This window comes from Haloarcula quadrata (assembly GCF_003634715.1).
In the GTDB taxonomy this organism is placed as follows: Archaea; Halobacteriota; Halobacteria; order Halobacteriales; family Haloarculaceae; genus Haloarcula; species Haloarcula marismortui.
In genome coordinates, this window is record NZ_RBWW01000003.1 from 195268 (window position 1) to 221985 (window position 26718).

The window sequence follows — 26718 nt, forward strand, 5'->3', positions numbered from 1 at the left end:
AAAGATCGTCGCGGTCCGGACGTGGGTCCCGTGTGGTCCGACATCCGTCCGGACATACGATTTATGATCCGGGTCGGCGTCGGTCTTGGTCTTCTGCTCTGCTTGGAGTGATTCGATTTCCTCGATGGTGGCTGGCGTAAACCGGTAGCCAGTTCCGGCAATGTCACAGACTCATTCGTCTTTAGCTAAGACTCACACCTCGGTTGTGTAGCGGTAGCGAGTGTCTCCTGTAAGATCGGCCGTTGCTGATGAATCTTCTGAGCGTCTTCGATTAGCCGCTCCAACAACGGCGGTGGCGAGTAACCGAGGTACTCGCCGAGTTTGTGGAGGATGAGCTGGGCGTGCGACCGGAAGGTCGCCGCCCAGCGTTCCGGCGGAAACACGATCTCATCGTCGGCCTGCTCGGTGACCAGATCCAACAACTCCCGGCTCACCAGCAGTGACAGCAACGCAGCGTATAGTAGAATTTTCACGACATCAGGGTTGTTCGTGTCGAATTCGTCCAGTTCATACTGCGTCTTCAACTCACGGAACAGAGTTTCTACTTCCCATCGACACCGGTACAGCGTCGCTAGATCTGACGGCAGGAACTCCTCTCTCGGCAGATTCGTTATGTAGAGATGGTAGTCGTCGGCGTCCTCGTTGCGGACGCCGACGACGCGGAACCGCTTCGTATCCAGTGACCGCGTTCCCTCGTACTGCCCTCGCTTGAATTCCGCTTCGACCTCTACGTCGATGTACTTCCGCGAGAGGTCATCGACCACATCGTGGATCTGCTTGCCCTCCAAGGGAATGGCGCGGCCGCGCCATTCCCGTAATTCCGCCGTTATCACCGGATTCGCGTTCTGCTTCAGCCGACTCACGAAGTAGCCATCGTTCTCGTCGATCAACGCGAAACGGCGGTACTTGAAGTACGCTCGATCGAACAGAACTAGCCGTCCTTGTAGCCACGAACCTGTGTTGAACAGCGTGCTGTCGTGCGTTTTCTCGTCCGTTACGTCGATCCGTTCAATTGTCTGGTCGGTGGCGTTGTGGAGCAGGTGGAGCTTCGCTCCAGCCTGCTCCTCGTGACGGGCTTGGAACTCATCAGAGAGGAATTCGTGCAACCGCAACACTGTTCCATCAGCGATCATCACGTCCCTGAATCGGTCGATATCAGCGTCAAAAGCGTCTGGAACAGCGACCTCGTCGAGGCCGCGCTCGACGAGGTCGCGGAGATACTCTGCCAGCGTCGGTGTCAACCGGTGATAGAAGCCGCCAGAAGAGATCGGTTCGTCAGCTGTGGCGTTGTAGCAGCGCCTGAACCCAGCGAGTGTTCGGCTCTCGCCTGCGGCGAAGCCGAACACGAGCGCCCACACGAGGACAGGAATCTGAAGCTTGCCTTCTCGCTCGACCACGCCGAGTTCCTCGGCGTGCTCTTCGAGGAACTCAGAGGGAAAAAGCGTAGTGAGCCGACGCATGATTCTCGTTGAGGAGCGAGGGTTGTGCACAGACTTCTCCTCCTCATTCCTCTCGAAAAATAGCCTCGATAAGCCGTCGCTGTCACGCGGTTCTCATCTTAGCTAAAGACGGATGGTCACAGACTACGTCAGCGTACTTGGCTTTGATTTTCACTTCGACGTACGGTCGGTGCTCGTCGGCAGCGCGCTGGCGGGCCTGTTCATGGGATTCGGACGGCGACGGCTCGTCCGGCGGTCGATCAGCATTGCCTGTGTAGTAGGTGTATCGAACCGGATCGACTTCGTCGGTCGGTTTCTCCTGTCTCAAATCCGTCTCCGGGGGGTCCTCAACGTCGGGTCCGTTGTTGTACTTCCAGGCACAGGCCGGGCAGACAGTTTCGTCCAGGTAGTCGTCGTACTGGGTTGCACTGTCGGCCTTGCCACACCATGGGCAGTCCCCTGCACAGTCGACGGTCTGCCACGAAATATCACGATACGGGACCTGCGATTTCATATTTCCGACAGCGTTGTACCGTCTGGATCGCATATCATCGATGGTATCTTCGCAGTGACGGCACCACCTCGCGTCTGGACCACCGACGTCACTCGGCACGCCAGGGATTCCCAATTCAGGACGTATCAACGCGAGTTCGTCGAACTCCCTCGTCTCCACGAACTCCGCCGACTCGACGTAGTGACAACCGTGTTTACCCAGCAGATGCCATCGATCTGTGGGCGTCAGCCCCATCTCAACCATTCATGCTCACCTCACTGTCTCGCCTCGAGTTGGCGACACCGAGTCCCCCCCGAGACGTATGCCAATGCGTATCTGAACGTGTCCATATCGGTCAAACGGCCATCTCATACTTCAGAACTCCTCTAACAAGTCGTCCAGCATCGGCCGCAGCTTGTACTTCTGATAGTGTTTGTCCCGCACCGTCTCGACGTATTCGCGCCACTCATCCAGTTCGTCGGCCGCCTGTGCCGCTTCGCCCGCGCGTCTGAGCCACCGGACGGCTGTCTCGTAGCTATCGTGTTTGCCCTGTTCGACAATCGGTTCAGCCTGGGCTTTGCACGTTCTGACCACCCAGTCTGGCCGCTCCTCGGTCACTGCCTCAACGACGGGTTCGATGACGCTGGTCCGGCTGCTTCGCTTCGCAAGGGTGATTGCGTCGTCGTACTCGCCCTCGCGGATGAACACCTCTGCTGCCCGAGCAGCAGTCCTGCCGCCGGGCTGTTCGGTTCGGAGATACTCCAGCAGGTCAGTCTTGATCGTCTCCCAGTCATCGGCCGCGAGTTCTTCAACCGCTTCGAAGGCACTCACTGACGGACTCGTCTCGAACGCAGTGATGGCTGCTTCGAGTGCGAGGTCGTCTTCACCAGCGCTGGCTGCCCGATCACGGAGCCATTCTGCCAATGTGTCTTGTCCATATTCCTTGACTGTCAGCCCGTGTTCGGCGACAGTGAAGGCCGCATCCGTGTGGCCCTGCTCTCTGAGGGTCTGTGCCAGCGAGAGCAGCGATTCAGGGTCCAACAGGTGGTCGACCCCGTACTCGACTGCGTTCTCGATACGTCCCACTTCGACCAGCATCTCCGCGTGGGCGAGGTCGGCCCCTGCTGCTCGCGAGAGGTTCAGATACGCTTCGTGACGGTCCTGACGGGCGAGGATACGCAGGCGGACATCGACCACGTCGGGCGCGTGCCAACGCTGGCTGTCTTCCCCGAATTCGCCGTGGTCGAGGTCGCCCTCCAGTGCCTGCTGGACACGGTCGTCGTCCCACCCCTCTATCACCGCGTCGGCAGCAGCACCCAGGACCGTACCACCCATGAAATGCGCGAACGTCGTATCTTCGTCCCACTCTCTCAGTTGCTGCTCCCAGTCGGCTCGCTCTTCCTCGGGCAGACCGGCTGTGAGGACTGCCTCAACGAACAACTCACCAAGATCGTCGATCGTCTCGAAGAGGTCCGAGACATCGTGTGGCAACAGCCCGGTCCACTTGTTGGTCACGAGGACCTCTGTGATGGCTTCGAGAACATCGAGTGCCGTCTCGCCGTCATCAGCCTCGATGGCCAGCCGTGCCTGTTCGAGAAGTTCGTCCAGTTCCCCGGCCATCCGCTGCGCTTCCGCATAGGCGTCGTTGTGACCGCGCTGGCCCGGCTTTGGCAATGTATGCTTGGCCTGCCGCTGAATCGACTCCAAGTTGACCGAGACCGACTCGTCAGTGGCTGCCTCGTCGGCGACTGCACTGGTTTCGAGACGCGTTTCGAACCAGTCAGACACGTCTGGCCGCTCCGCAGCGAGTTCGACGAGCAACTCCTCTAGAGTCTCTCGATCCGCATCAGCGAGCAGGTCCGACAGCGGAGGCTGGGCACGCACACGCTCGGGGTCGCGGAGACACGTTAACAGTACGGCAACCCGGTGTTTGCAGATTCCACCGTGGTCGTAGGGACAGGAACAGTCCGTGTGATCAACGCCAGCGTCTTGGAACTCGATTGTGATTGTGTAGGGCTGGTACTGGCTTCCCTCGACATCAGCCCTGACTCTGTCTCCGCGTCGCACCACGTCACTGACTGCTCCCTGCTCGTAGTACGACTGTCCCCGCTGATAGGAGTTGGATCTGGCCAGTTCCCTGATCGTCGCTTCCGTCAGGGGTGGCCACTCGCCATCATTCATGATGGTGACTGCTACAAGAGAGACAGTGTTATATTCTGCTCTGTGTCATCCGTGAGCAGTGTGGATACCGGGTGTCGAACGGTTTCAGGATTTGAAAGTAGCCTCTCCAGTGGTCGTGATTATCGCGCTAATCACGAGCTGTGAGGGCAAAAGACGGGCTATCTATTTGTCATGGGCTGTTAAAGTCTAACATATGCTCCAAAACCTGCGAGCAGCCGTTTCCGAATCTCAGCGAGAAGTCAGATATGAGTGCCGTCGGTGCGGGTGCATGATCGACACCAGTCGAGAACGATGTCCGAAGTGTTACTCAACAGAGATTGCCAGCTATCACCTCTAATTCACACCAGATACACCAGATGCGACGTACCGACCAGCCATCTCTACCACAATGGATACAGAACGCCTACGAATCACTTGAGACAACGTACGCGTTGGACAGAAAAGAACTCTGTAAGCGGTCCACAAGGTCCTCTTCACCGAGGTCAACCATATCGAAACCGAGGAGCAAGCGACCTACGTTCTTGATCGGCTCCTCGAACGAGGCTGGCTGTACGAAGTCGATGGCCAACTTCGTGAAACAGACTGACACGCTATTGTCTGCTACGTTGACGACATCGATAAGACGCTGAGAGTTCCTATTGACCAACACAGAGCGTAGTATATCGAGGACCGTTAGTTAATATGTGAGTTGCTCATTCGTCTTTAGCTAAGACTCACACCTCGGTTGTGTAGCGGTAGCGAGCGTCTCTTGTAAGATCGGTCGTTGTTGGTGGATCTTCTGAGCATCCTCGATCAGCCGCTCCAGCAACGGCGGTGGCGAGTAGCCGAGGTACTCACCGAGTTCGTGGAGGATGAGCTGGGCGTGCGACCGGAAGGTCGCCGCCCAGCGTTCCGGCGGAAACACGATCTCATCGTCGGCCTGCTCGGTGACCAGATCCAACAACTCTCGGCTCACCAGCAGTGACAGCAACGCAGCGTATAGTAGAATTTTCACGACATCAGGGTTGTTCGTGTCGAATTCGTCCAGTTCGTACTGCGTTTTCAACTCACGGAACAACGTTTCTACCTCCCATCGACACCGATACAGCGTCGCTAGATCCGCCGGGAGAAACTCCTCTCTCGGCAGATTCGTGATGTACAGGTGGTAGTCGTCGGCGTCCTCGTTGCGGACGCCGACGACGCGAAACCGCTTCGTGTCCAGCGACCGAGTTCCCTCGTACTGGCCGCGCTTGAATTCTGCTTCCACCTCTACGTCGATGTACTTCCGCGAGAGATCATTGACCACGTCGTGGATCTGCTTGCCCTCCAAGGGAATGGCGCGGCCGCGCCATTCCCGTAATTCCGCCGTTATCACCGGATTTGCGTTCTGCTTCAGCCGACTCACAAAGTAGCCGTCGTTCTCGTCGATCAACGCAAAGCGGCGGTATTTGAAGTACGCCCGATCAAACAGAACCAGTCGTCCTTGCAGCCACGATCCCGTCTTGAACAGCGCGCTGTCGTGCGTTTTCTCATCAGTCACATCGATCCGTTCAATCGTCTGGTCGGTGGCGTTGTGGAGCAGGTGGAGCTTCGCTCCAGCCTGCTCCTCGTGGCGGGCTTGAAACTCATCAGAGAGGAACTCGTGCAACCGCAACACGGTTCCATCAGCGATCATCACGTCCCTGAATCGGTCGATATCAGCGTCAACAGCATCAGGGACAGCGACCTCGTCGAGCGCGGCCTCGACGAGGTCGCGGAGATACTCTGCAAGAGTAGGCGTCAACCGGTGATAGAAACCGCCAGAAGAGATCGGTTCGTCAGCTGTAGCGTTGTAGCAGCGTCTAAACCCAGCGAGTGTTCGGCTCTCGCCTGCGGCGAAGCCGAACACGAGCGCCCACACGAGGACAGGAATCTGAAGCTTGCCCTCTCGCTCGACCACGCCGAGTTCCTCGGCGTGCTCTTCGAGGAACTCGGAGGGAAACAGTGTAGTGAGCCGACGCATGATTCTCGACGAGGAGGTGTCAGTGTGCACAGCGGACTCCTCCTCATTCCTCTCGAAAAGTAGCCTCGATAAGCCGCTGCTGTCACGTGGTTCGTCTCTTAGCTAAAGACAGATGGTGAGTTGCTTCAATCATCAGTTCTACCACCGGGAGACGGGGGGTATGAGAGTGTAACTATTGACGGGTTGGTCTCCATTTAGCTCCAGGTCAATTGACCTCCACGGGGGGTGAAAGAGTGTAAAACCAGCAAATTTAGCAATTAGAGTCCGTCTCACGCTCAGGGCTTGAACCTATGGTTCTCGTGGACTTGCTTAGGGCGATTTCGCGTTATCATAACGTTTTCGTTATATACTAGTATAGTAATAGATAGAGGAAATAGCTGAAGGACAATATATCGGAAGGAGAGACTTTGTAAAACGTAATTGAGCATATTGACTAGACCGCTAGATTTCTTCACCGTTTGGCGCTTTATATTCGAAGTATCATCTCTACTGTTGCAGTCCTCTCCTTTACCCCCTCCTGTAGCTATTTACACTCTCATACCCCCCGTCCCCGTGGATTTACACTCTCAGCCACCCCATGTCACTCTCATCACTCTACCGGGGGGTTTTATGAAATATGGAGTCGATACACCAGGTAAGATGACACAGGGATTCGGGGATAGGGACACAATATATGAAGACATTGACGTTCTTGAGGCTGATGTCGGAAAATACAAACCAACTGATCTTCCTGAGCGGGAGGAAGAGCTTGACAAGATCCACATGGCCCTCCGGCCTGTGACTATGGATGGCTCCCCCCGCGATATTCTTGTCTATGGTCCAACTGGGCAAGGGAAAACTGCGGGTGTCCAGCTAAAATCTGAGCAACTTCAAGAGTGGGCTAATCAAGAAGGGGTGCAACTGGAAATTATCCATCTGCCGTGTAAGGGAGCTGACCGCTCGTACCACGTCCTAACGAGACTCGTCAAAGAGCTTCGCGAAGTACGCAAGGGCCAAGGAGTTGATGAACCCAGTGGATACCAGCGGAAACGGCTGTTTGAGATGGTCCTTAATGAACTCGAGACCATTGGCGGGACTGTCATCATCATTCTCGACGAGATCGATGCCATCGGGGAAGATGACTACATTCTCTATGAACTCTCTCGAGCTAACCCTGATGACGTCAAAATCGGAATCATCGGTATCACAAATGACCTGCAGTTCAGGAATAATCTTGACGCTGATGTCCGTTCATCGCTTGGCCAGCGTGAAATTACGTTCAATCCCTACAACGCTAATCATCTTCAAAATATTCTTGCCCGCCGTACTGCGCAGGCACTCCGCGATACACACTTTGAGGACGGGGATGAGGATTTCACCCATTTAAAAAGCGGTGTGCTTGAGGACGGCACGATCCCTTTGACTGCATCACTCGCCGCACAAGAAACGGGTGACGCTAGACAGGCCATCGAATTGTTATCTTACGCCTGTGACCTCGCTGATGACGAGGGCGTCGGAATGGTGGGTGAACGCCATGTTCGTGCCGCAAAAGAAGAGATTGAGAGAGAAGCTCTCATCGATACGATTGGTGCTGAAACTACCCAACGCAAAATCGCACTACTCACCGTTGTCTCTGCCGAAATGAATGATGCGACGGGTGAAACGACGGCACTGCATCAATTGTACTCCGATCTCTGTGAGTACATTGACGCCAATGAACTCAAACAGCACACATTTAGAGAAAAGCTAAACGATCTTGTTCATTCAAATGTTTTGTCGAAAGACCGTCATGGTCGCGGCCGTGGACAAGGAATGTCAAATATGTATACACTCGCTGGAGATGTCAACCCGAGGTCAGTGTTAGATGCCTTGGAGGATGATTCGCGTGTTGGGCATATTGTGGAAGCATGCGTCTTTAGCTAAGCCTCACCCCTCGGTTGTGTAGCCTTAGCGAGCGTCTCCTGTAGTATCGGGCGGTGGCTGTGGATTTTCTGTGCATCTTCGATAAGGCGCTCCAACAGCGGCGGTGGCGAGTAGCCGAGATAGTCACCCAGATCATCGAGGATGAGCTGGGCGTGCGACCGGAAGGTCGCCGCCCAGCGCCCTGGTGGAAAGATAGCGTCGTCATCGGCGCACTCTGTCACCAGCGCCAGCAACTCACGGCTTACTAACAGCGACAACAGCGCCGCATGCACCAGAATCTTCACGATGTGCTCTTTCGTCGTGTCGAACTCATCCAGTTCGTACTCCGTCTTGAGTTCTCGAAACAACCGTTCAACAGCCCACCGACACCGATAGATTGTCGCCAGATCTTCCGGGAGAAACTCCTCACGCGGCAGGTTCGTGATGTACAGATGGTAGTCGTCGGCGTCCTCGTCGCGGACGCCGACGACACGGAAACGTTTCGTATCCAGCGACCGCGTTCCGTTGTACTTCCCTCGCTTGAACTCGGCTTCGACTTCTACATCGATGCACTTCCGGTAAAGATCGTCAACGACATCATGGATCTTCTCGCCCTCCAAGGGAATGGTGCCACACCATTCCCGTAATTCGTCGGTTACAACCGGATTTGCGTCGGGTTTCAGCCGACTCACGAAGTAGCCGTCGTTCTCGTCGATCAACGCGAATCGCCGGTACTTGAAGTACGCCTGGTCGAACAGTACCAGCCGCTGTTCGAGCCACGAACCGGTGTTGAACTCGGTGCTGTCGTGGGCTTTTTCATCGGTGATGCTGAACCGTTCCAGCATCTGATCGCTCGGGTTATGGAGCAGGTGGAGCCGTGCTCCAGCCTGCTCCTCGTTGCGCGCTTCGAACTCATCAGAGAGGAACTGATGCAGGCGCAACACCGTCCCATCAGCAATCATCACGTCCCTGAATCGGTCGAACTGGTCGGTCACAGTGTGTGGGACAGCGACCTCGTCGAGGCCGTACTCGACGAGGTCGCGGAGGTACTCGGCCAACGATGGCGTCAATCGCTGGTAGTAGCCACCGGGAGACAGTGATTCGTCGGCTGTGGAGTTGTAGCTCCGGCGGAATGCCGCGAGCGTTCGGCTCTCGCCGGTGGCGAAGCCGAACGCAAACGACCACACGAGAGGCGGAATCTGGAGCTTTCCCTCTCGCTCGATCACGCCGACAGCCTCGGCGTGATCTTCCAGCGCAGTAGAGGGAAAGAGGGTAGTGAGCCGACGTTCAATCTGGTTTGAGGAGGGGGCTTGGTGCACACTTGCGTCCTCCTCAATCCTCTCGAAAAGATGTCTCGATAAGTCGCTGTTGTCTAGTGGTTCGTCACTTAGCTAAAGACGCATGATTGTGGAAGTCATTGGCCCCTGAACTTTGAATCATACACAAGTCGCAACATTCCTTCTCTGGTTCGCTTGTGACACCTGTTTGTGCGCTCCTCTGTGGTGCGGAGCAATTACGGACGAGACACTACTGGACTACGAATGGTCTGAGTGCCCCTCCTTGTGGAAAACTGCGACAACTGGCGGTGGCCTCTCCAAGATGTTCGATATCCAAACGAACAGCTTCAAACTCGTCTCATGTCGGAACTGTGGCTACTCAGAACTGTACCGAGATACGACGGCAAGCAGCAACGACATCGTCGAATAGCAGGTAAATCCGCCACTCCGTCGCTCAACCGAGTCGAAAGTCCTCGCGTTGGATGACGCCAGTGGCCTCAAAATCGGCAAAGTACGTCTCATTGTTCCGAAGCGTCTGTGTCGAGATATTCAGAGGGTCTGCAAGCTCGCTCGTCGAACGCGGTTCATCGACATCCAGCAGTATCGCGACAGCCTCAGAGACCGACTGAGGTCCGATATCAGGCAAGAGTTCGTCGACATCCAGCATCGACAGCGCATACCGGAGATCGTCAGTCGTGAGAGTTCGTGGCTGGTCCGCTTCCCCGCCAAGATGGAAGACAGCCCGCGCCGCAGCGAACGTTCCGCTCGTCAGTGCATGGAGGATCGAAACCGTCTCTCGAGTCGGTTTCAACGACTTGAGGCTCAGTTGCCGGGACAGGGCAGTGGCGACGGCGTCGCGACGATCGCCGTTGACGATATCAACATTCAGCATGAACGCTGAGAACCCATCGGCGCCGTCCTGCAAGTCCAGATGATCGTCAAGGTCCTCAACGTGGGGTCGCATCGAGTCGACCGTTGGGCCAGCCAAGACCCAGCTGCCGGTCGTGTCACCGGTTGGGTCCGCTGCGTCGACGTCGGGTGTCGCGAGCAGTTGAGACGGCTCAATTGAATCCGGCGAATTTCGGCGTTTCAGCGTTCAATTGCCTGCTCCACGTTGTAAACGCCGGCTATGAGCGTTATCTCCCGGAACTGGCGGAACCAGTCACGCGCTCGGACGGCGGAGCCGTGCGAGCGCTTGATTGAGGAGTTGACGGACTCGGTCTGTGATCGCTGACCATAGAGCTCGTCGTCTATTCGGGCGTTGTGTGCGTGATCGTAAGGAGCGAAAACACGGTGCTTGATCAGCGGACGAATCCCGGCGTTTCGAAGCTCCTCACGGAAGCTCATGTCATCATAGCCTTTGTCAGCGGCCAAGCTTCGAAGGTCGCCCGCGTTCCGCAGGGCGACCTTCGGGCCGATCTTGGTTTCGTCAGGCCACTTCGTGCTGCAGTGTAAGTCAAGAATTGCTCCCTCAGCTGTATCTACGAGAAACGTCGTCTGGATCGTTTTGACGGAACGATCAATCCGTCGCAAGTAGTGAGACGATGCCTGCTGACGGTCGAAGTAGGTGGCATCAATTGCGGCGTGACCATTCTGGTCCAGCAGCTCCGCCGACCGGCGGAGCAGCTGTCGCCAGACAGTCATCGATGCCCGTTTGAACGCCTTACACAGCGTCGAAGGCGCGGGAAACTCCCCGCGTTGAAGATTCAATACCGCTCGAACACGTTCCATCTCTTCGGCCCAGTCGATGATTTCCTCGTACTCCGCGCTCATGTGTTCGCGCAGATAGAGCAAGACTGCGTGCTTCCAGCCGGCAAACCCGTTGCCGGCTGGATCACTCAGTTCCATCAGCGCAGCGTCAGTAAGCTTTTGAGCGAGCGAAGCCACTTGCTTCACGAAGCGGAAGAGGGTGTTGTGCATAACATTACTCTCCCGCTTCATACCCGTGATTCTAACGACCTATCCCGGCGCCGTCTGTGGATTCAATTGAGCCGTTGAGACCGTTTCTCTTCGCGGTCCTCGTAGAGCACTCGATACGCGGAATAGAGCCCATAGCGGCTGGACACCGCAGTCTGGATTGCGATCATCTTCGCGAGATTGTCTCGGCGAGTTCCATCTTCAACCGCCCAGTCAGGGACCTTGAGGACGCGAGTGACATCGATGCCGAGCATATCATAGATCCGGGAGACAGTTCCCAGCAGGCCGTGGGCGTTGCGCATCACCGTCGAGAGGCTCTCGTTCTCGTCGCCGTTGCCCTAGACGTCGGTCGTCATCTGAAGTAGCTCATCGCGAGCGTCTCGAAGCCGGGACCGGAGGCCTTCGGCGGTAGCGTCTTGATTTCGGAGGTAGCCCAGACACCCCCCATCGCGGAGGAGATACGGGTCAGACACCGGGAGTCCGTCCAGTCCAGAGCGATCTGGCCCGCCAGCAAGCCGATTCTGCGTTAAGACCTGCTGAAACGCCGGTTCCGAGAGTAACGCCGCACAAAGACGGACCACTGTGTAGACCTGGTAGCCGGCTGCTTCGACTTCGACAACGATCTCATCGCGTTCCTCCAGGAATGAGTAGCTGACCCCACGAGAGTCCCCGGTCGAGTCGACCGTGCGGGAGCAAAGCGCGATTTCACCGGGAGCAGCCGCCGAGACGGCCCCATCGTGGATGTGCCCGTCAAGGAATGAGACGGTCGGCGCGGTGTTGGAGCCGCCGCGGGTGGCGGTCGCGGCCTCGCCGTCGGGCCGGTCCCCCTTCCCTCTCTCGGCGGTTGGGGTGTACACGGTACTGTGCTGAGATTTTGGGGGGTCAGTAACGCCGGGTGAATCGGCCCGCTGGCCGGAACCCGCTCCCTGCTGGCTCTCGTCAGTACGGCCCGAACCGCCAGCAGACGGGACGTACGGCGAGTCAATCGAGAAGTCTGGGTGTTCGTCCAGCAGTGCATAACCCGCCGGCAGCAACCGCACAGTCCGATCTCCGGAGCCATGAGATTTCACCAAGTCGAGGTCGGCCATACGCTTCACCCACGCGCGCAGCGCCTCACGAGAGGCCCACTCCAAGAGCGTGTGATTCTGCAGCGCGTCGTAGGTCAGTTGCTCTCTGTCAGCGTCTGCAACGGCGTAGAGACGCTTCCAGTCTTCATGGCTTGCGCCACGGTCGGCGAGCAGCTCCCGGACGTGCTGGCGGCGCTGGGCAGTTCTGGTCGACACGGAGTCGGACCCATATAGGCGCGACTCCAGAGAGTGAGTCACGCTGGCCGGCAGCACGTCGTCGAACTCGGTCAGCAGATGACGCTGGACGCGCGGCGTTGCGTTGGTCAGGATCACGTTGAGGCCAGCACTCAATTCGACAAGGAACTCGATCAGCGACGAGCGCTGGGTTCGAGAGAGCTCCCACAGCTCACGCACGTCAACGGCAAGCGTTGGCTGGACGTCGGCGGCTTCGAGCACCGCGATCGGCCCCTCCAGTACGTCAGCAAGCGATGAATGGGTCCCGATAGATGTTGTGCCACCGAGCTGGCGAGACACTTCCAACAGCCGGAACCACTGCAACTGTGAGTCGGCTGCTTGGGCGGCGAGTGTCGCATAGTGGTGTTCAGCACCAACGCCGGGGAGCTCGTCAGTGAGTGCCGTCACACCGCACTCTTCGATCAGTTTCGCCCGCCACTCGTCGCGGGGCACATCCGCGAGCAGTTGGCGTAGCGCTGTCAAGAGTGCATCCGAGAGTTGCGTCTGGGGTTCCCAGAGGCTTCGATTGAGAGCCGTAGGACTCGTTATGGCCTCTGGGCCAAGGGCAAGACAGGCAGTGGAGTCTAAAGACTCCTCCGGGCGAACGTCGAAGCTCGTCATGTACGTCGATTACGACAGTCTCACAGCTAGCTGACGACGCAAGGAAGCCCGACCTCAGCACAGAGATGGCTCTCTCCGGTCGGGCATAACGCTTATTTCGTCACGGCAAGAAGCAGTAGGTGAGAACAAGGGAACGTTCGTCACCTTTTCAGCTAGGTCCGCGCCAACGGACCTAGCGTCCTACCCTATACCGATGAGCGACGGGTGTATCCTAAGTTGCTGATATTGAGATATTTTAGTCGGAGATGTGTTAAATACATTGGCTCCAATGTCAGTCGTGCGTCAGACAAGTATAATTCTATCGACAGTATTTATGTGACAACGGCACAGTTGTTGAGAATGTACCAGACTAACTCGACAGTGCAAAACCGGCGGTAGGAGACGTATCTCGTTAGTAGCAGCTACTAACGTGTTACTCACAAACCGTTGTTATGTACTCAGTCGGTCACCGCCGATTGTTACTGTTGTTGACAAGAACCTGTTGCCAGCAATCTGTCTCGCTTTCCTCTCATGTCCCGGTCAACCCCAACGAGAGGACAACCTTTGACAGCTCTTACTGAGGACAGTGAAACAGCGGTATCTGTCTCGAAAGAGGGACCGAACCGTGGAAATATAGCGGGTAGTTCAGTACATCTAAACCGTAACGTGAAATTGCATATCAACCCAGAATATCGTTTGGTCGTCGCCTCTGCCTCAGTTTTATTTCGTCGACCGTCGAGAGAACACGCTTGTACTGGAAGACACAGTGCCGGCCACCAATTTGAAACCAACCGACGCAGTTACTACGGGGGAGAACGTGCCAGTCTGGAATAAGTAATCACTATACTGTATAAGTTCATTATATAATACAGGACGCGAAAGGCAGATGGTTAAATCAACAGTACGGTTTCCAGAGAGCGTCATGGACCATGTTGAGCAGATGGTTGCAGAAGGTTCATTTTCAAGTAAGTCGGAGTTCCAGCGATTCGCCGTTGAGTATGTTCTCTCAGAAGTCAGTGAGTATGAACCTGAAATAGTCGATTTTGCAGAAATTTGTGCAGAGACAATTAACGATGGCCCACCCATTCAGGAGGCTGAGCCAACGACCCAGTCTGAACACGGATTCATCAATACCGCAGCACGAGTCCGCCAGTTAGCGATGCGGGAGAATATCAATACGGCAGCAGAGTATATTGATAGTCAGTACCCACCGACAAATCCTCGCAGTATGCTGCTTGAAGACCTACTTACTGCGTATCAAGACGGGAGCGATAGTAACTGATTGTTTTCTGCGGGTAGCAGCATAAATTATAGCCAATAATTATGTTCGTCTATCAATATGTTTGGTACAAATGAGCATACTCAATTGGAACCTGGGGACAACAGAGCAGTATATCGTGCCGTGTTGACTCGATGGAAACGCTGCTACGCCATGAGAGCGTGAATTAAGACATGGGGCGCAAGAGACCGACCGCTATTCCGTGCCTTAGAGCACGTCGTGTTGACTGGTCCGTGTGCGAAAGAAGCCGAGTCATGGGCGTTACAGCCCGGATGCCGCGGGGCGCGGCATCCGGGAAAGCCCGAATAGGTGAATCTCTGCTTCACGCACTGGCGTCCCGGGTGAACAGACAATGTACCTTGGAATTGATGTCCACAAACGGTACGCACAGGTGGCAGTAATGGATGAGGCTGGGGAGATCGTCGAAGAGGTTCGCGTCAAGAACGCGAACCTAGACGACCTCGCCCAGCGGTACGCTGGTGCCGAAGCCGCACTCGAAGCGACCAGCAATTACTACCACATCCACGATACGCTGTCCGAACATTTGGATGTGACTGTCGCTCACCCGAAGGAGCTGAATCAGATTGCTAACTCGGACAAGAAAACCGATCGCGTCGACGCAAAAGAACTCGCGCGGATGGTGCGGCTGAACTCGGTGCCAGAGAGTTATGTTCCGACCGACGAGATCAGGGAAGCCCGCGCACTCGTGCGCGGGCGACAGACCCTAGTCGAAAACCGGACAAAGTACGCCAACAAGATTCACGGACTTCTCTCCGATCACGGCATCACTGAGGACGTGAAGCCGTTGAACAAGGAGGGACGAGAGTTCCTCCGGGAACTCTCGCTCCCGACGCCGTGGGACGCGTTGCTGGAGTCGTATCTCGAACTGATAGAGACGCTCACCGAGGAGATACAGGAACTCGAAGAAACGATCGAGGAGCGCGCTGGGTCTCTGAAGGAGACCCAGCTGCTGATGACCATTCCCGGCGTGAGTTACTATACGGCGTTGACGATTTACGCCGAGTTAGGCAAGATCAGTCGGTTTGACGGTGATAAATCGGTTGTCAGCTACGTGGGATTGAACCCGGTAATCCGCGAGTCAGGAGACTCGCGGATCGAAGGGAGTATTTCGAAACGTGGATCGGGTCGTGTCCGGTGGTTGCTCGTCCAGGCTGCAAACACAGCAGTTCACACCTGTAACGATGAGTACCTGAGCCGCTTCTATGAGCGGTTAGCTAGCCGGAAGAACTCACAGAAGGCAATCGTCGCCTGCGCTCGGAAAATGCTGGTGTCGATCTACCACATGCTAGACCGGGGCGAAGTATACGACCCGCCTGATGTGAGTTCATAGAGGAGGGAACTGAGGGCCGCCGGGCGGGCGGCCCTCAGTGGCCGGTCGGGGCCAGCGTTAGCAACAGCTATCGCCAGACTGCGACCGCACCGCCTGAAGATATCGGCCGCCTGCCGGCTGGGAGAGCCGCAGACTACAGGACGGCGCAAATATTTTGTCGATAACGGTGGTTCGTCTAGGTAGCAGCGTTTCCATAGGTGAATAGCGGCCTCTGAGCCACACTGAGACGACCCCGGTCTTGAAACCACTAGCGTCAGCCACTAACGGGCCTCCTCAAATTCCGACTACCTCAACCAACCCCGCTATTCAACAGAGCAGAATTTTCTGCTGTGTTGACGCCGTAGCTCTCCCACAGAAGGTCGTCGATCTCTTGTGGGGTCTATAGTTGTCCTTTCTCAAGGAGAGCGAAGAATCAGTACCTCACAAAGTATCGCCAGTTAACCTGACCTGAGTCACCTGTTCTGTTGAACTGAGTCGCCGATAGTGGTCAAAGGACGCTAATCGAAGGGGGAGCTGCCGCTGTCGGCGGCGATGAGCCGCCGACGCGGCAGCGTTGCCACTCACAAGGCAGTGTCCTCGGTCGGTGATTACCGGTGGAAACGGTCGTCCGGTGGCCGGTTTGCGGGGACGTCCCGACGCACCGCGAGGGCCGTCCACGCTGCCCGACACAGCATGTTGATGAACTCCTCAAACGACCACTTCCAGAGGCGACGCCCGCCGCGGCGGGTCGTCGCCAGGTATTAGGCACACCTTCAGCAAGCAGACCTCTCAACTAACCGGCTTCGTGAAGTACTGAGACTTAATGCAGTCGAAACTGCTGGATCACGTGTTGGGAAGGCAATTACTGTCTCCGGACTGACGACAGTGTTCGGATTCTCTGCACTTACTCTGTCACCGCTCCCAATTTTAGCTGACTTTGGGTCATTAACTGCCGGTGTCATTTTCCTCACTCTTGTTGCTGCCCTTGCGACTCTTCCACCGACACTAATTATTCTTGGCCGCCTGTCAGACGCACTCGAGAGAGCCCGTGAAAATAAATATCTCCCAATGAAAAGGAATATGAGAGAAGCCGATGATTGAAACAATCCTCGTTCCGGTTGACGGATCAGCACCAGCACAAGAAGCTGTCAAATACACTCAAACTGTGTTCCCTGATGCAAACATTACGCTTCTGACTGTTATCGACCCTGCTGATGGATTCGCTGGTTACAGTGGTGATGACGATGGAAGCTGGGAAAAACAAGCTAAGGCAGAAGCAGAGTCACTCTTAAAAGATGCGCAGGCCGAATTCATGAGTCCCGAGAAAATTCGAACTAGCGTCGTGGTCGGTAACCCAGTTGAGACAATTATTGCAACAGTCAAAAATGAAGATATAGATCAAGTGATAATGGGAAGCCACGGTCGCGATGGTATTCAGCGGTTGCTTGTCGGTAGCGTTGCAGAGCAAGTTATGCGGAAAGCACCTGCTCCGGTGACAATCACTCGCTGATTTTCACGCGGTGACAGCTTAGACCGTGTTGCTGTCTGTGATTGTCGGTTTGTGTGCACTGGGTATTTGACAATGCGTCTATCATCTGCAACGTGCGTGTTTACGTTGAGGATTCAACCGCTGGCACAGCCCGAATTCGTGAAATCTCTCGTTGTTCCATGAAAGCGGTCTGAGTCCGTTGTTGCAGGGGTCACATCCCTGCTGGGGCCACGTCGCCAGTAAGGGTCAAGTCGCTCTCCAACTTCAGACCTCCACCGGTTGATCTGGGGGTGTCTCAAGCGCATCACGTTGCAACAGTGTGTCTCCAACCGCCTCAACGGCTCTGTTGAATCACTAGACGGCGTCGGGATAGGTCGCTAAATCAAAGGAGTTGAAGCGGGATGATTCGGTTGCCTATGACACAAATCTCCCGCTTCACTGGTGAGATTGTGCCGATTGCTCAAGTTGTTACCGGTGATGGAGACGAATCCGCCGCCCCGGAAGGCGGCGGCGGATTCGCCGACTATGCCATCGTTTCCCTGCATTGTCTGCGGATCTATCTTGATACATCCTACCGGATGACGATTGACCTGCTCAAAGAGATGCCACAAATAATCGGGGAGATCGGCCTCAGCGCGGCCGATCTCCCCTCTCCATCTACGTTGTGTAAAGCGTTCGACCGAATCGAAATGAGCGTCTGCCGAGTGTTGCTGCGCCAGTCGGCGCAGCTGCACGACCCATCGAAACACGCTGCTATCGACGCTACATTCTACGAACGCTCAGCAGCGAGCCGTCACTACTGCCAGCGCATAAGCTACCGCGTCCAGAAGCTGAAAGTCACGAAACTCGTCGATACAGAGACCCAAGCAATCCTTGACGTACACTGCTCAACGACTCGGGAAGGAAGCGACGCAGACCTCGCTGAGCAGATCGTCCGCCGGAACGCGGGCGATCTGCGGTCTCTAGCGGCCGATAAAGGCTACGACAAGCAAGCGCTCCGTAAAGCACTGCGTGAACTCGGCATCAGACCGCTCATCAAGCACCGCATCTTCGCTCCCTACGACCACGCTCACAACGCCAGAATCGACAAACAACGCTACAATCAGCGCTCTATGACTGAGACCGTTAATTCGGCCGTGAAGCGCTCGCTCGGCTTCGCCGTGCGAGCGCGTTCCTGGTTTCGTGAGTTCCGAGAAATCGCCCTGATGTGTGTCGTCTATAACATCAAACGTGCCGTCAAACAGTGAATTCCACCGCCTTATGGCGATTCAACACAGCCGTTTGTCCTGAATGCCGACGAACACTACTATACGCTGAGGAATAAGGTCGATAGACTCATTGATTGTTTGCTCCACGCTCTTGGGTATCAATAACAGTTTTCCGGATTTCCACTCCAATTATTACACGCCAATCACACCGGGTACCCGGTGCTATGAACGAAGGTACGAGGGCTGCACGAGAGCCCGGTGTCAGGCCCTCGCTGAAGCCACTGATTGTGAGCTTCTACATGCCGCCGCTCGTTCGCCACACGAGCCGGTGCCCACGTGTACGCACTCCCGGGCGTCGGCCCGCCAAGCCACGCCAGAACCCGTTCGGTCGCTGCGACGGGTGCCGCCAGCCGTCGATACCGAACTGTGGCTACGTAGCCTTGCTTGACGAACGCCTGCTCGCACGTCGTCCGTGATCGCCCGGGTGGCCCACCCGCCCATACCCGGTACCCCCGGCTGAATGGAGACTGTCCGAGGCCGGTAAGCACAAGCAGCGCGATTAGTGGCAGGCGGTCAGCAATACCAAAGCCGGAGGACTACCACCACCACTACTTATTTAGCTGAGGATTATATGTATACATATATGACCGAACTGGATGAGGAGACGCCGTCGCCTTCGCCGTCACGAAAGGCAGACGGTGACTCCGATCTCCCCGAAGTGCCCATTGGGCTACTTGATGGGATGGACGATATCATCAATGGGGATACTGCCAGCAAGTCGGATATCGAAGACGTTCTGAAATTCTAAGTCTCAGTACCTCACAAAGCTCGCAAGTTGAAGGAGTCCGCTTGCTGAGTTGTGTCCAAGCAAGCAAAGCAAGCGGACAGTGAAATCCACGAAGACCAACTTCTTAACTTCCTCGTCAACCGGCTTGACGAGGAAGTTTCTCTTACCCTGGCGAATAACGCTGAAATCGATCCCGAGGACATCTACGAGGTCCTCGTCGGCGCGACCGCCGACGGGACCTCGATCTCCACGCTGTGCAACTCCAGTGAAGAGTCGCCACCGGCGAACACGATCCTGTACCACCTCCGGACGAAGTTCGAGCCGGAACGACTCGAACAAGTCGCTAACACGCTCCTTCGGCGAGATGTCGTCGAACTCCTCCCCGAGCAGGTGGAGGTCTGCGCAGACCTCCACCTGCGGTCCTACTACGGTGATGAAGACGACACAGAGGGCCTCTATCATTCAGAAGCCAAGCGTGGAACCACTGCATTCCACGCGTACGCGACGCTCTACGCACGCGTGAAGAACAAGCGCTACACGCTGGCGGTGCGCCGTCTCGAAGACGGCGACACCGCTAGCAGCGTCCTCGCCGAGTTCCTCGGTGTTCTCGACGGCCTTGACACCGAGGTCAAGGCCGTCTACCTTGATCGGGGATTCTACGACAGCAAGTGTCTCACGCTGCTCCAGGCGCACAACTACCCCTACGTGATCCCAATCATCCGGTGGGGTGAGACGATCCAGCAGGAACTCTCGGAAGGGTGGAGCCGTGTCATCGAACACGACCTGACAGGGAAACTCGACAGTCACAGCTGGACCGTCGAGTTTCCCGTCTACATCGACTGTACGTACCTGAACGGACGGTACGACGAGAACGGTGTGGCGCGTCACGGCTACGCCGCTGACGCGCCGTTCATCGAGACACCACGCGATGCTCGCTACCATTACAGCAAACGCTTCGGTATCGAGTCGAGCTATCGCTTGTCTGAGCAAGCGATAGCGACGACGACAACGCGAGATGCGACGGTTCGGTTTCTGTACGTTGTGGTGAGTCTGCTGTTGCAGAACGTCTGGCGGTATCTCCACTACGAATACGTGGCGACGCCCCGCCGAGGCGGGCGTCGCCTCTGGTGGTGGCCATACAAGGAGTTCGTCAATATGGTTCGGCGGGCCGCGTGGACGGCCCTCGCAGTGCGTCGGGCCGTCCCCGCGAACCGACCACCTGATGACCGGTTCCACCGGTAATCACCGACCGAGTACGCCGCTTCGTGAGTGGCAACGCTGTCGCGTCGGCGGCTGATCGCCGCCGACAGCGACAGCTCCGGCCTCGATTAGTGTTCTTCGACCGCTATCGACGACTCATCCCAACAGAACAGGTGACTCAGGTCAGGTTAACTGGCGATGCTTTGTGAGGTACTGAGTCTCTGTTCGCTCTGTGAGCCGAGTCCCGCTGTCTGATGAGGAAACATATGTCATTTTTGCGGCGGAAACCCTTTCAAACCTCCAATCTCTGGATGGGAGCAAACAACAGCAGATACTGAGCAGGCTCTTGGACATCGTTGCGAGCGCTAATCTCCCCAGTCAATTCAGACACGAAACGATAGGCAGTCTTGATATTCTTACAGCAGGAGACCAGTGCCGACTCTACACGAAGATCGTCGAAAATATTCCAGAAGGCAACGCAACGTATCACCTCATCTTTGTCCTCTATATCGACGATAAGCACGAGTATAACCAGTCGGAATTAGCGACATACGATCCACTGGCTGATTCTTTTCTTTCTGTGGCGACATCTATGGACGATGTTGAGAGTGTTGAAGACTACTTAGAAGAAAAGAATGCACTCAGTGCTGAAGACTTGGAAGATTTGCTTTCGTAACTCGTGAACCGTTGTCAGAGGCTTTGAACAACGCCTCCAGACCCGGATAGACAGGGCACAGTCACGATTGGGCTGTTATGGAAACAAACAGCAGTGCTACGGTCAAGCTACACCAATCGCCTCAGCAGCTGTTCCAGATTTTGGGCTGATTTGTTGCACGCCGATCAAACCGGGTACCAAACACTGACCGCGACTTTCCCTACACTTCCCTACGCTGCCGCTCGCACCTGTCACGCGCCAGTGCCCACGTGTACGCACTCCCGAGCGTTGGCCAACCACGCCATACCAGAAACCGAATGACCGCTGCGACGGGTGCCACCAGCTGCCGATCCCGAACCGTAACCACGTAGCTTCGCTCGATGAATATCTGCTCGCCCATTGTCGGCGAGCGTCCAGGCCGCCTATCGCCGATCTCCCTGGCCACCCTTACCCACTGATTAGCTAGTAGCACGCTGTCAAATAATCAAATGGCCACAGCAAGGACTGTACGTATTCCAGTAGCAGGGTGTTTGAGTCATCGGTAAGAGGAGATTTCATGAACCAAGAGTATCTCGTCTGATACTTGGGTCAGCAACTTTATGAAGCGAAATTAAGTAGATTCGATATTGTGTCCGAGATGTCGCGTATTACGGTCCTCCACGTTGATGATGAACCGGATTTCTTGGATGTAGCAGCCGAACTTCTTGAGCAGCAGTCTAGCGATTTCAATGTTATTACCGAGACAAGCGGTACTGAAGCGTTAGAACGACTCGCAGCAAGCGATGTTGATTGCATCGTCAGCGATTACAAGATGCCCGAACAGGACGGTATTGAACTGCTTGAAGCCGTCCGAGAAACGTATCCTGACGTACCATTTATTTTGTTTACTGGACAGGGGAGCGAAACAGTCGCAAGTGATGCCATTGCTGCAGGCGCAACCGATTACCTTCGAAAAGGCCACGGCACAGAGCGATACGAATTACTGGCAAATCGTATCGAAAATGCCGTTGACCAGTATCGTACTAGCCAGCGGGCTGCCGAACTTGAGCGGGTTCGTGCCCTCGCAAGTAGTGTCGACCAGGCACTCATCCGAGCGGACTCGATTGCAGAAATTAAAACCCGCGTCTGTGAAATCATTAGCGAGTCCGACCCCTACCTTTTTGCGTGGATTGGCGAGCGTGATCCCGACACAGATCGGATCGAGCCCTGCGCCTCTGCTGGCGTTGAAGAGTCGTACTTAGAGAACATTACTGTCACTGCTGACGATTCACCTACTGGACAGGGGCCTGCAGGTACGGCTATCCGGAAGCGACGCATCGCTGCCTCACAGAACATTCAAAACGACCCGGAATTCGAGACTTGGCGGGAGGAGGCACTTGAGCGGGGGTACAAAAGTTGTGCCGCGGTTCCACTAGAATACGACGGCACGTTGTACGGTCTTCTGGGTGTGTACTCGTCTCGCTCGTTTGCCTTTTGTGAGAGCGAGCAGGCGCTGCTCAGTGAACTTGGGGACAACATCTCCCATGCCGTGCATTCGCTGAAGATTCGTGATGAGCTGCGTGCAGAGCGGACCTTCATCGACCAAGCACTTGACTCGCTTGCAGACATCTTCTATGTTCTCGATCCTGAGGGCCGTATTCAGCGCTGTAACGAACAGTTCGCAACGGTGACTGGACGTAGCGAAGCACAGCTCTCGAACCGTGATGTGATCAACCTCTTTCCAAACGACGAGCATGACACAATCTCTGAAGCAATCGAGGAGACGCTCACTACGGGGCAAACAGCCATTGAGGCCGATTTACTTGCTGAGGACGGCAAGCGGATTCCGTATGAATTCACCGGGAACCGCCTGACAGATCAAAATGGTAATCTGAGAGGACTTGTCGGTACTGGCCGCGATGTCTCTGAACGGAACAGGCGTGAACGAGAGCTTGAGGATCAAAAAGAACAGCTAGAGCAATTTGCAGCCACTGTTAGCCATGATCTACGGAACCCGCTAAACGTAATTACTGGCCGTCTAGACCTCGTTCAACAGGAGTGCTCAAGCGAACACCTCGATGTGATCGAAACAGCGACCGACAGAATGGAGCGTATTATCGAGGACCTGCTGTGGCTGACTCGTGAGCAACGGGAGATTGGGTCACAGGAACCAGTTGCGATTGAAACCGCTGCTGAGGCCGCGTGGAATATTGCGGCTGACCCTGCCGATGACGCCGAGGTGTATTGCGATTGTGGAGGTGCTACTCAGACGCTGATCAGAGCAGACGTGGATCAATTCCAGCACCTCCTGGAAAACCTGTTCAGGAACGCAATTGACCATGCTGGCGCGGATGTCACCGTCGTTGTTGGTATGATTTCCAGCGACGATGTTGGGTTCTATATCGAGGATGATGGGCCGGGAATCCCCGCTGAAGAACGCGAAAAGGTGTTTAATCTTGGATATTCGACCTCTGAAGCGGGTACTGGGATTGGTCTCAACATCACCAAGCGAGTCGTCGACGCTCACGGATGGGATATTCGTGTGACCGAAAGCTCAATCGGCGGAACACGATTTGAGATTACTGGCTTGGAGATAATCGAGTGACAACCAATCTTCTCTGCGCATAACACACACGCTGCGAGAGTCTCATTCCAGCAGTGGTTCCGGATTTCGGGGTTATTTGTTGCACACCGATCACACCGGGCATGCGTCTTTAGCTAAGTGACGAACCACTAGACAACAGCGACTTATCGAGACATCTTTTCGAGAGGATTGAGGAGGACGCAAGTGTGCACCAAGCCCCCTCCTCAAACCAGATTGAACGTCGGCTCACTACCCTCTTTCCCTCTACTGCGCTGGAAGATCACGCCGAGGCTGTCGGCGTGATCGAGCGAGAGGGAAAGCTCCAGATTCCGCCTCTCGTGTGGTCGTTTGCGTTCGGCTTCGCCACCGGCGAGAGCCGAACGCTCGCGGCATTCCGCCGGAGCTACAACTCCACAGCCGACGAATCACTGTCTCCCGGTGGCTACTACCAGCGATTGACGCCATCGTTGGCCGAGTACCTCCGCGACCTCGTCGAGTACGGCCTCGACGAGGTCGCTGTCCCACACACTGTGACCGACCAGTTCGACCGATTCAGGGACGTGATGATTGCTGATGGGACGGTGTTGCGCCTGCATCAGTTCCTCTCTGATGAGTTCGAAGCGCGCAACGAGGAGCAGGCTGGAGCACGGCTCCACCTGCTCCATAACCCGAGCGATCAGATGCTGGAACGGTTCAGCATCACCGATGAAAAAGCCCACGACAGCACCGAGTTCAACACCGGTTCGTGGCTCGAACAGCGGCTGGTACTGTTCGACCAGGCGTACTTCAAGTACCGGCGATTCGCGTTGATCGACGAGAACGACGGCTACTTCGTGAGTCGGCTGAAACCCGACGCAAATCCGGTTGTAACCGACGAATTACGGGAATGGTGTGGCACCATTCCCTTGGAGGGCGAGAAGATCCATGATGTCGTTGACGATCTTTACCGGAAGTGCATCGATGTAGAAGTCGAAGCCGAGTTCAAGCGAGGGAAGTACAACGGAACGCGGTCGCTGGATACGAAACGTTTCCGTGTCGTCGGCGTCCGCGACGAGGACGCCGACGACTACCATCTGTACATCACGAACCTGCCGCGTGAGGAGTTTCTCCCGGAAGATCTGGCGACAATCTATCGGTGTCGGTGGGCTGTTGAACGGTTGTTTCGAGAACTCAAGACGGAGTACGAACTGGATGAGTTCGACACGACGAAAGAGCACATCGTGAAGATTCTGGTGCATGCGGCGCTGTTGTCGCTGTTAGTAAGCCGTGAGTTGCTGGCGCTGGTGACAGAGTGCGCCGATGACGACGCTATCTTTCCACCAGGGCGCTGGGCGGCGACCTTCCGGTCGCACGCCCAGCTCATCCTCGATGATCTGGGTGACTATCTCGGCTACTCGCCACCGCCGCTGTTGGAGCGCCTTATCGAAGATGCACAGAAAATCCACAGCCACCGCCCGATACTACAGGAGACGCTCGCTAAGGCTACACAACCGAGGGGTGAGGCTTAGCTAAAGACGCATGGAGTTCGGTCTGACACGGTAAGACGCTGATACGAGACAAAGTACACTTCTGACGCCACGGAGAGTTGAGAAAGAGTCATAAATCTGGTTTGTTTTGGCTGTAGTCGCTGTTCGGACCGATCTCCGAAGACAGCTGTCGCTGTTCGCCAGCCTCGCTTCGCCTGAAGCGAGGCGGCTCAGCCGAGTCCGTGCTCGTATCCTGGTGGTAACCCTTCACTGTTTGTCCGATGCTCTTGCTTCCAGCTGAGCTCATCGTCTAACACCTGCTCAATCCCGTGAAGAAACGCATCACTGAATGTGAAATCTGTCGGGAGTGCTCGCCCGCCACGCCGTGGCCGGGCGAGCACTGCCCATTGCAACACGAGCCACAATTGCTCCAACAGGAAACCGACACCCACGTAGAAGAGCCGAATTATCGTTGACGGTGTCGTTGTCAAAGCACGCGCTTCGCGGAACTTCGCCGCAGGCGAGAGCCGAACACTCGCTGGGTTTAGACGCTGCTACAACGCTACAGCTGACGAACCGATCTCTTCTGGCGGTTTCTATCACCGGTTGACGCCTACTCTTGCAGAGTATCTCCGCGACCTCGTCGAGGCCGCGCTCGACGAGGTCGCTGTCCCTGATGCTGTTGACGCTGATATCGACCGATTCAGGGACGTGATGATCGCTGATGGAACGGTGTTGCGGTTGCACGAGTCTCTCTCTGATGAGTTTCAAGCCCGCCACGAGGAGCAGGCTGGAGCGAAGCTCCACCTGCTCCACAACGCCACCGACCAGACGATTGAACGGATCGATGTGACTGATGAGAAAACACACGACAGCGCGCTGTTCAAGACGGGGTCGTGGCTGCAAGGACGACTGGTTCTGTTTGATCGAGCGTACTTCAAGTACCGCCGCTTTGCGTTGATCGACGAGAATGACGGCTACTTTGTGAGTCGGCTGAAGCAGAACGCAAATCCGGTGATAACGACGGAATTACGGGAATGGCGCGGCCGCGCCATTCCCTTGGAGGGCAAGCAGATCCACGACGTGGTCGATGATCTCTCGCGGAAGTACATCGACGTAGAGGTGGAAGCGGAGTTCAAGCGCGGCCAGTACGAGGGAACTCGGTCGCTGGACACGAAGCGGTTTCGCGTCGTCGGCGTCCGCAACGAGGACGCCGACGACTACCACCTGTACATCACGAATCTGCCGAGAGAGGAGTTTCTCCCGGCAGATCTAGCGACGCTGTATCGGTGTCGATGGGAAGTAAAAACGTTGTTCCGTGAGTTGAAGACGCAGTACGAACTGGACGAATTCGACACGAACAACCCTGATGTCGTGAAAATTCTACTGTACGCGGCGTTGCTGTCACTGCTAGTGAGTCGTGAGTTGTTGGATCTGCTCACCGAGCAGGCCGACGATGAGATCGTGTTTCCGCCGGAACGCTGGGCGGCGACCTTCCGGTCGCACGCCCAGCTCATCCTCCACGAACTCGGAGAGTATCTCGGTTACTCGCCACCGCCGTTGCTGGAGCGGTTGATCGAGGACGCTCAGAAGATCCACCAGCAACGACCGATACTCCAAGAGACGCTCGCTACCGCTACACAACCGAGGTGTGAGTCTTAGCTAAAGACG

General features: G+C 55.9%; 20 protein-coding genes and 5 pseudogenes. 13 read left to right on the plus strand and 12 right to left on the minus strand.

Annotation, left to right across the window (positions count from 1 at the left end; translation table 11 throughout):
* Nucleotides 1-185 precede the first annotated feature (185 nt).
* The 4 genes from BDK61_RS21585 to BDK61_RS21605 all read right to left on the minus strand — a co-directional run bounded on the left by BDK61_RS21585 (nucleotide 186) and on the right by BDK61_RS21605 (nucleotide 6094).
* Nucleotides 186-1460, minus strand: a complete 1275-nt coding sequence (locus BDK61_RS21585; protein WP_121302325.1) for an IS4-like element ISHma1 family transposase — start codon at nucleotides 1458-1460, stop codon at nucleotides 186-188.
* An 82-nt stretch (nucleotides 1461-1542) separates the two neighbouring features.
* Nucleotides 1543-2196: a hypothetical protein gene (locus BDK61_RS21590; RefSeq protein ID WP_148709171.1), complete on the minus strand. Its 654-nt coding sequence runs from the start codon at nucleotides 2194-2196 to the stop codon at nucleotides 1543-1545.
* 111 nt (nucleotides 2197-2307) lie between these two features.
* Nucleotides 2308-4113, minus strand: a complete 1806-nt coding sequence (locus BDK61_RS21595) for an SWIM zinc finger family protein (RefSeq protein WP_121304666.1) — start codon at nucleotides 4111-4113, stop codon at nucleotides 2308-2310.
* Nucleotides 4114-4819: 706 nt separating this feature from the next.
* Nucleotides 4820-6094: an IS4-like element ISHma1 family transposase gene (locus BDK61_RS21605; RefSeq protein WP_011222252.1), complete on the minus strand. Its 1275-nt coding sequence runs from the start codon at nucleotides 6092-6094 to the stop codon at nucleotides 4820-4822.
* 639 nt (nucleotides 6095-6733) lie between these two features.
* Between BDK61_RS21605 and BDK61_RS21610 the strand changes: the two genes are divergently transcribed.
* The gene (locus tag BDK61_RS21610) at nucleotides 6734-7996 is read left to right on the plus strand and encodes a Cdc6/Cdc18 family protein (protein ID WP_167467417.1); all 1263 of its coding nucleotides are present in this window, start codon (nucleotides 6734-6736) and stop codon (nucleotides 7994-7996) included.
* Here BDK61_RS21610 and BDK61_RS21615 read toward each other — a convergent pair.
* Nucleotides 7993-9267 carry an IS4 family transposase gene (locus BDK61_RS21615; protein WP_394337640.1) on the minus strand — a complete coding sequence of 425 codons (1275 nt, stop codon included), beginning with the start codon at nucleotides 9265-9267 and terminating at the stop codon, nucleotides 7993-7995. The genes BDK61_RS21610 and BDK61_RS21615 overlap by 4 nt on opposite strands.
* A 220-nt stretch (nucleotides 9268-9487) precedes the next feature.
* Here BDK61_RS21615 and BDK61_RS21620 point away from each other — a divergent pair, with 220 nt between their 5' ends.
* On the plus strand, nucleotides 9488-9682 hold the full coding sequence (locus BDK61_RS21620; protein ID WP_394337641.1) for a zinc ribbon domain-containing protein: 195 nt from the start codon (nucleotides 9488-9490) through the stop codon (nucleotides 9680-9682).
* A 24-nt stretch (nucleotides 9683-9706) separates the two neighbouring features.
* Here BDK61_RS21620 and BDK61_RS21625 read toward each other — a convergent pair whose 3' ends face one another.
* The 4 genes from BDK61_RS21625 to BDK61_RS21635 all read right to left on the minus strand — a co-directional run bounded on the left by BDK61_RS21625 (nucleotide 9707) and on the right by BDK61_RS21635 (nucleotide 13091).
* The gene (locus BDK61_RS21625; protein ID WP_244209990.1) at nucleotides 9707-10216 is read right to left on the minus strand and encodes a hypothetical protein; all 510 of its coding nucleotides are present in this window, start codon (nucleotides 10214-10216) and stop codon (nucleotides 9707-9709) included.
* Nucleotides 10217-10341: 125 nt separating this feature from the next.
* Entirely contained in the window at nucleotides 10342-11193 is an 852-nt protein-coding gene (locus BDK61_RS21630) for an IS5-like element ISHma10 family transposase (protein WP_121301968.1), read from the minus strand.
* 41 nt (nucleotides 11194-11234) lie between these two features.
* Nucleotides 11235-11471, minus strand: coding sequence for a hypothetical protein (locus BDK61_RS24040; protein WP_244209991.1), 237 nt, complete (start codon nucleotides 11469-11471; stop codon nucleotides 11235-11237).
* A gap of 36 nt (nucleotides 11472-11507) precedes the next feature.
* Nucleotides 11508-13091, minus strand: a complete 1584-nt coding sequence (locus tag BDK61_RS21635) for a hypothetical protein (protein ID WP_244209993.1) — start codon at nucleotides 13089-13091, stop codon at nucleotides 11508-11510.
* Nucleotides 13092-13956: 865 nt separating this feature from the next.
* On the opposite strand from BDK61_RS21635, the gene BDK61_RS21640 reads away from it, so the two are divergent.
* Nucleotides 13957-14352, plus strand: coding sequence for a ribbon-helix-helix domain-containing protein (locus BDK61_RS21640; RefSeq protein WP_121304676.1), 396 nt, complete (start codon nucleotides 13957-13959; stop codon nucleotides 14350-14352).
* Between the two features lie 349 nt (nucleotides 14353-14701).
* Nucleotides 14702-15700 carry an IS110 family RNA-guided transposase gene (locus BDK61_RS21645; protein WP_121303628.1) on the plus strand — a complete coding sequence of 333 codons (999 nt, stop codon included), beginning with the start codon at nucleotides 14702-14704 and terminating at the stop codon, nucleotides 15698-15700.
* A 587-nt stretch (nucleotides 15701-16287) separates the two neighbouring features.
* On the opposite strand, the pseudogene BDK61_RS21650 reads toward BDK61_RS21645, so the two are convergent.
* Nucleotides 16288-16440: pseudogene (locus BDK61_RS21650) on the minus strand (ISH3 family transposase); the annotation flags it as partial.
* 49 nt (nucleotides 16441-16489) lie between these two features.
* On the opposite strand from BDK61_RS21650, the pseudogene BDK61_RS24045 reads away from it, so the two are divergent.
* Both BDK61_RS24045 and BDK61_RS21660 read left to right on the plus strand, forming a co-directional pair.
* Nucleotides 16490-16780: pseudogene (locus BDK61_RS24045) on the plus strand (MMPL family transporter); the annotation flags it as partial.
* Nucleotides 16773-17189: a universal stress protein gene (locus BDK61_RS21660; RefSeq protein ID WP_121304678.1), complete on the plus strand. Its 417-nt coding sequence runs from the start codon at nucleotides 16773-16775 to the stop codon at nucleotides 17187-17189. The pseudogene BDK61_RS24045 and the gene BDK61_RS21660, both read left to right, overlap by 8 nt.
* 149 nt (nucleotides 17190-17338) lie before the next feature.
* Here BDK61_RS21660 and BDK61_RS24425 read toward each other — a convergent pair.
* Nucleotides 17339-17510 (minus strand): annotated as a pseudogene (locus tag BDK61_RS24425) (ISH3 family transposase); the annotation flags it as partial.
* Between the two features lie 74 nt (nucleotides 17511-17584).
* Here BDK61_RS24425 and BDK61_RS21665 point away from each other — a divergent pair.
* From BDK61_RS21665 to BDK61_RS21685, 6 genes are all read left to right on the plus strand, one after another.
* Nucleotides 17585-18415 carry an IS5 family transposase gene (locus BDK61_RS21665; RefSeq protein WP_121303441.1) on the plus strand — a complete coding sequence of 277 codons (831 nt, stop codon included), beginning with the start codon at nucleotides 17585-17587 and terminating at the stop codon, nucleotides 18413-18415.
* Between the two features lie 604 nt (nucleotides 18416-19019).
* Nucleotides 19020-19184: a hypothetical protein gene (locus BDK61_RS23685; RefSeq protein ID WP_167467418.1), complete on the plus strand. Its 165-nt coding sequence runs from the start codon at nucleotides 19020-19022 to the stop codon at nucleotides 19182-19184.
* A 51-nt stretch (nucleotides 19185-19235) separates the two neighbouring features.
* Nucleotides 19236-20405: an ISH3 family transposase gene (locus tag BDK61_RS21670; RefSeq protein WP_121304485.1), complete on the plus strand. Its 1170-nt coding sequence runs from the start codon at nucleotides 19236-19238 to the stop codon at nucleotides 20403-20405.
* A gap of 190 nt (nucleotides 20406-20595) precedes the next feature.
* Nucleotides 20596-21039, plus strand: a complete 444-nt coding sequence (locus BDK61_RS21675) for a hypothetical protein (protein WP_121304680.1) — start codon at nucleotides 20596-20598, stop codon at nucleotides 21037-21039.
* A 616-nt stretch (nucleotides 21040-21655) separates the two neighbouring features.
* Nucleotides 21656-23602 carry a hybrid sensor histidine kinase/response regulator gene (locus BDK61_RS21680; RefSeq protein ID WP_121304797.1) on the plus strand — a complete coding sequence of 649 codons (1947 nt, stop codon included), beginning with the start codon at nucleotides 21656-21658 and terminating at the stop codon, nucleotides 23600-23602.
* Between the two features lie 212 nt (nucleotides 23603-23814).
* Nucleotides 23815-25089, plus strand: coding sequence for an IS4 family transposase (locus BDK61_RS21685; protein WP_394337640.1), 1275 nt, complete (start codon nucleotides 23815-23817; stop codon nucleotides 25087-25089).
* Nucleotides 25090-25277: 188 nt separating this feature from the next.
* Here BDK61_RS21685 and BDK61_RS21690 read toward each other — a convergent pair.
* A pseudogene (locus BDK61_RS21690) lies at nucleotides 25278-25556 on the minus strand (ISH3 family transposase); the annotation flags it as partial.
* Nucleotide 25557: 1 nt separating this feature from the next.
* Here BDK61_RS21690 and BDK61_RS21695 point away from each other — a divergent pair.
* A pseudogene (locus tag BDK61_RS21695) lies at nucleotides 25558-26709 on the plus strand (IS4-like element ISHma1 family transposase); the annotation flags it as partial.
* Between the last annotated feature and the right edge of the window lie 9 nt (nucleotides 26710-26718).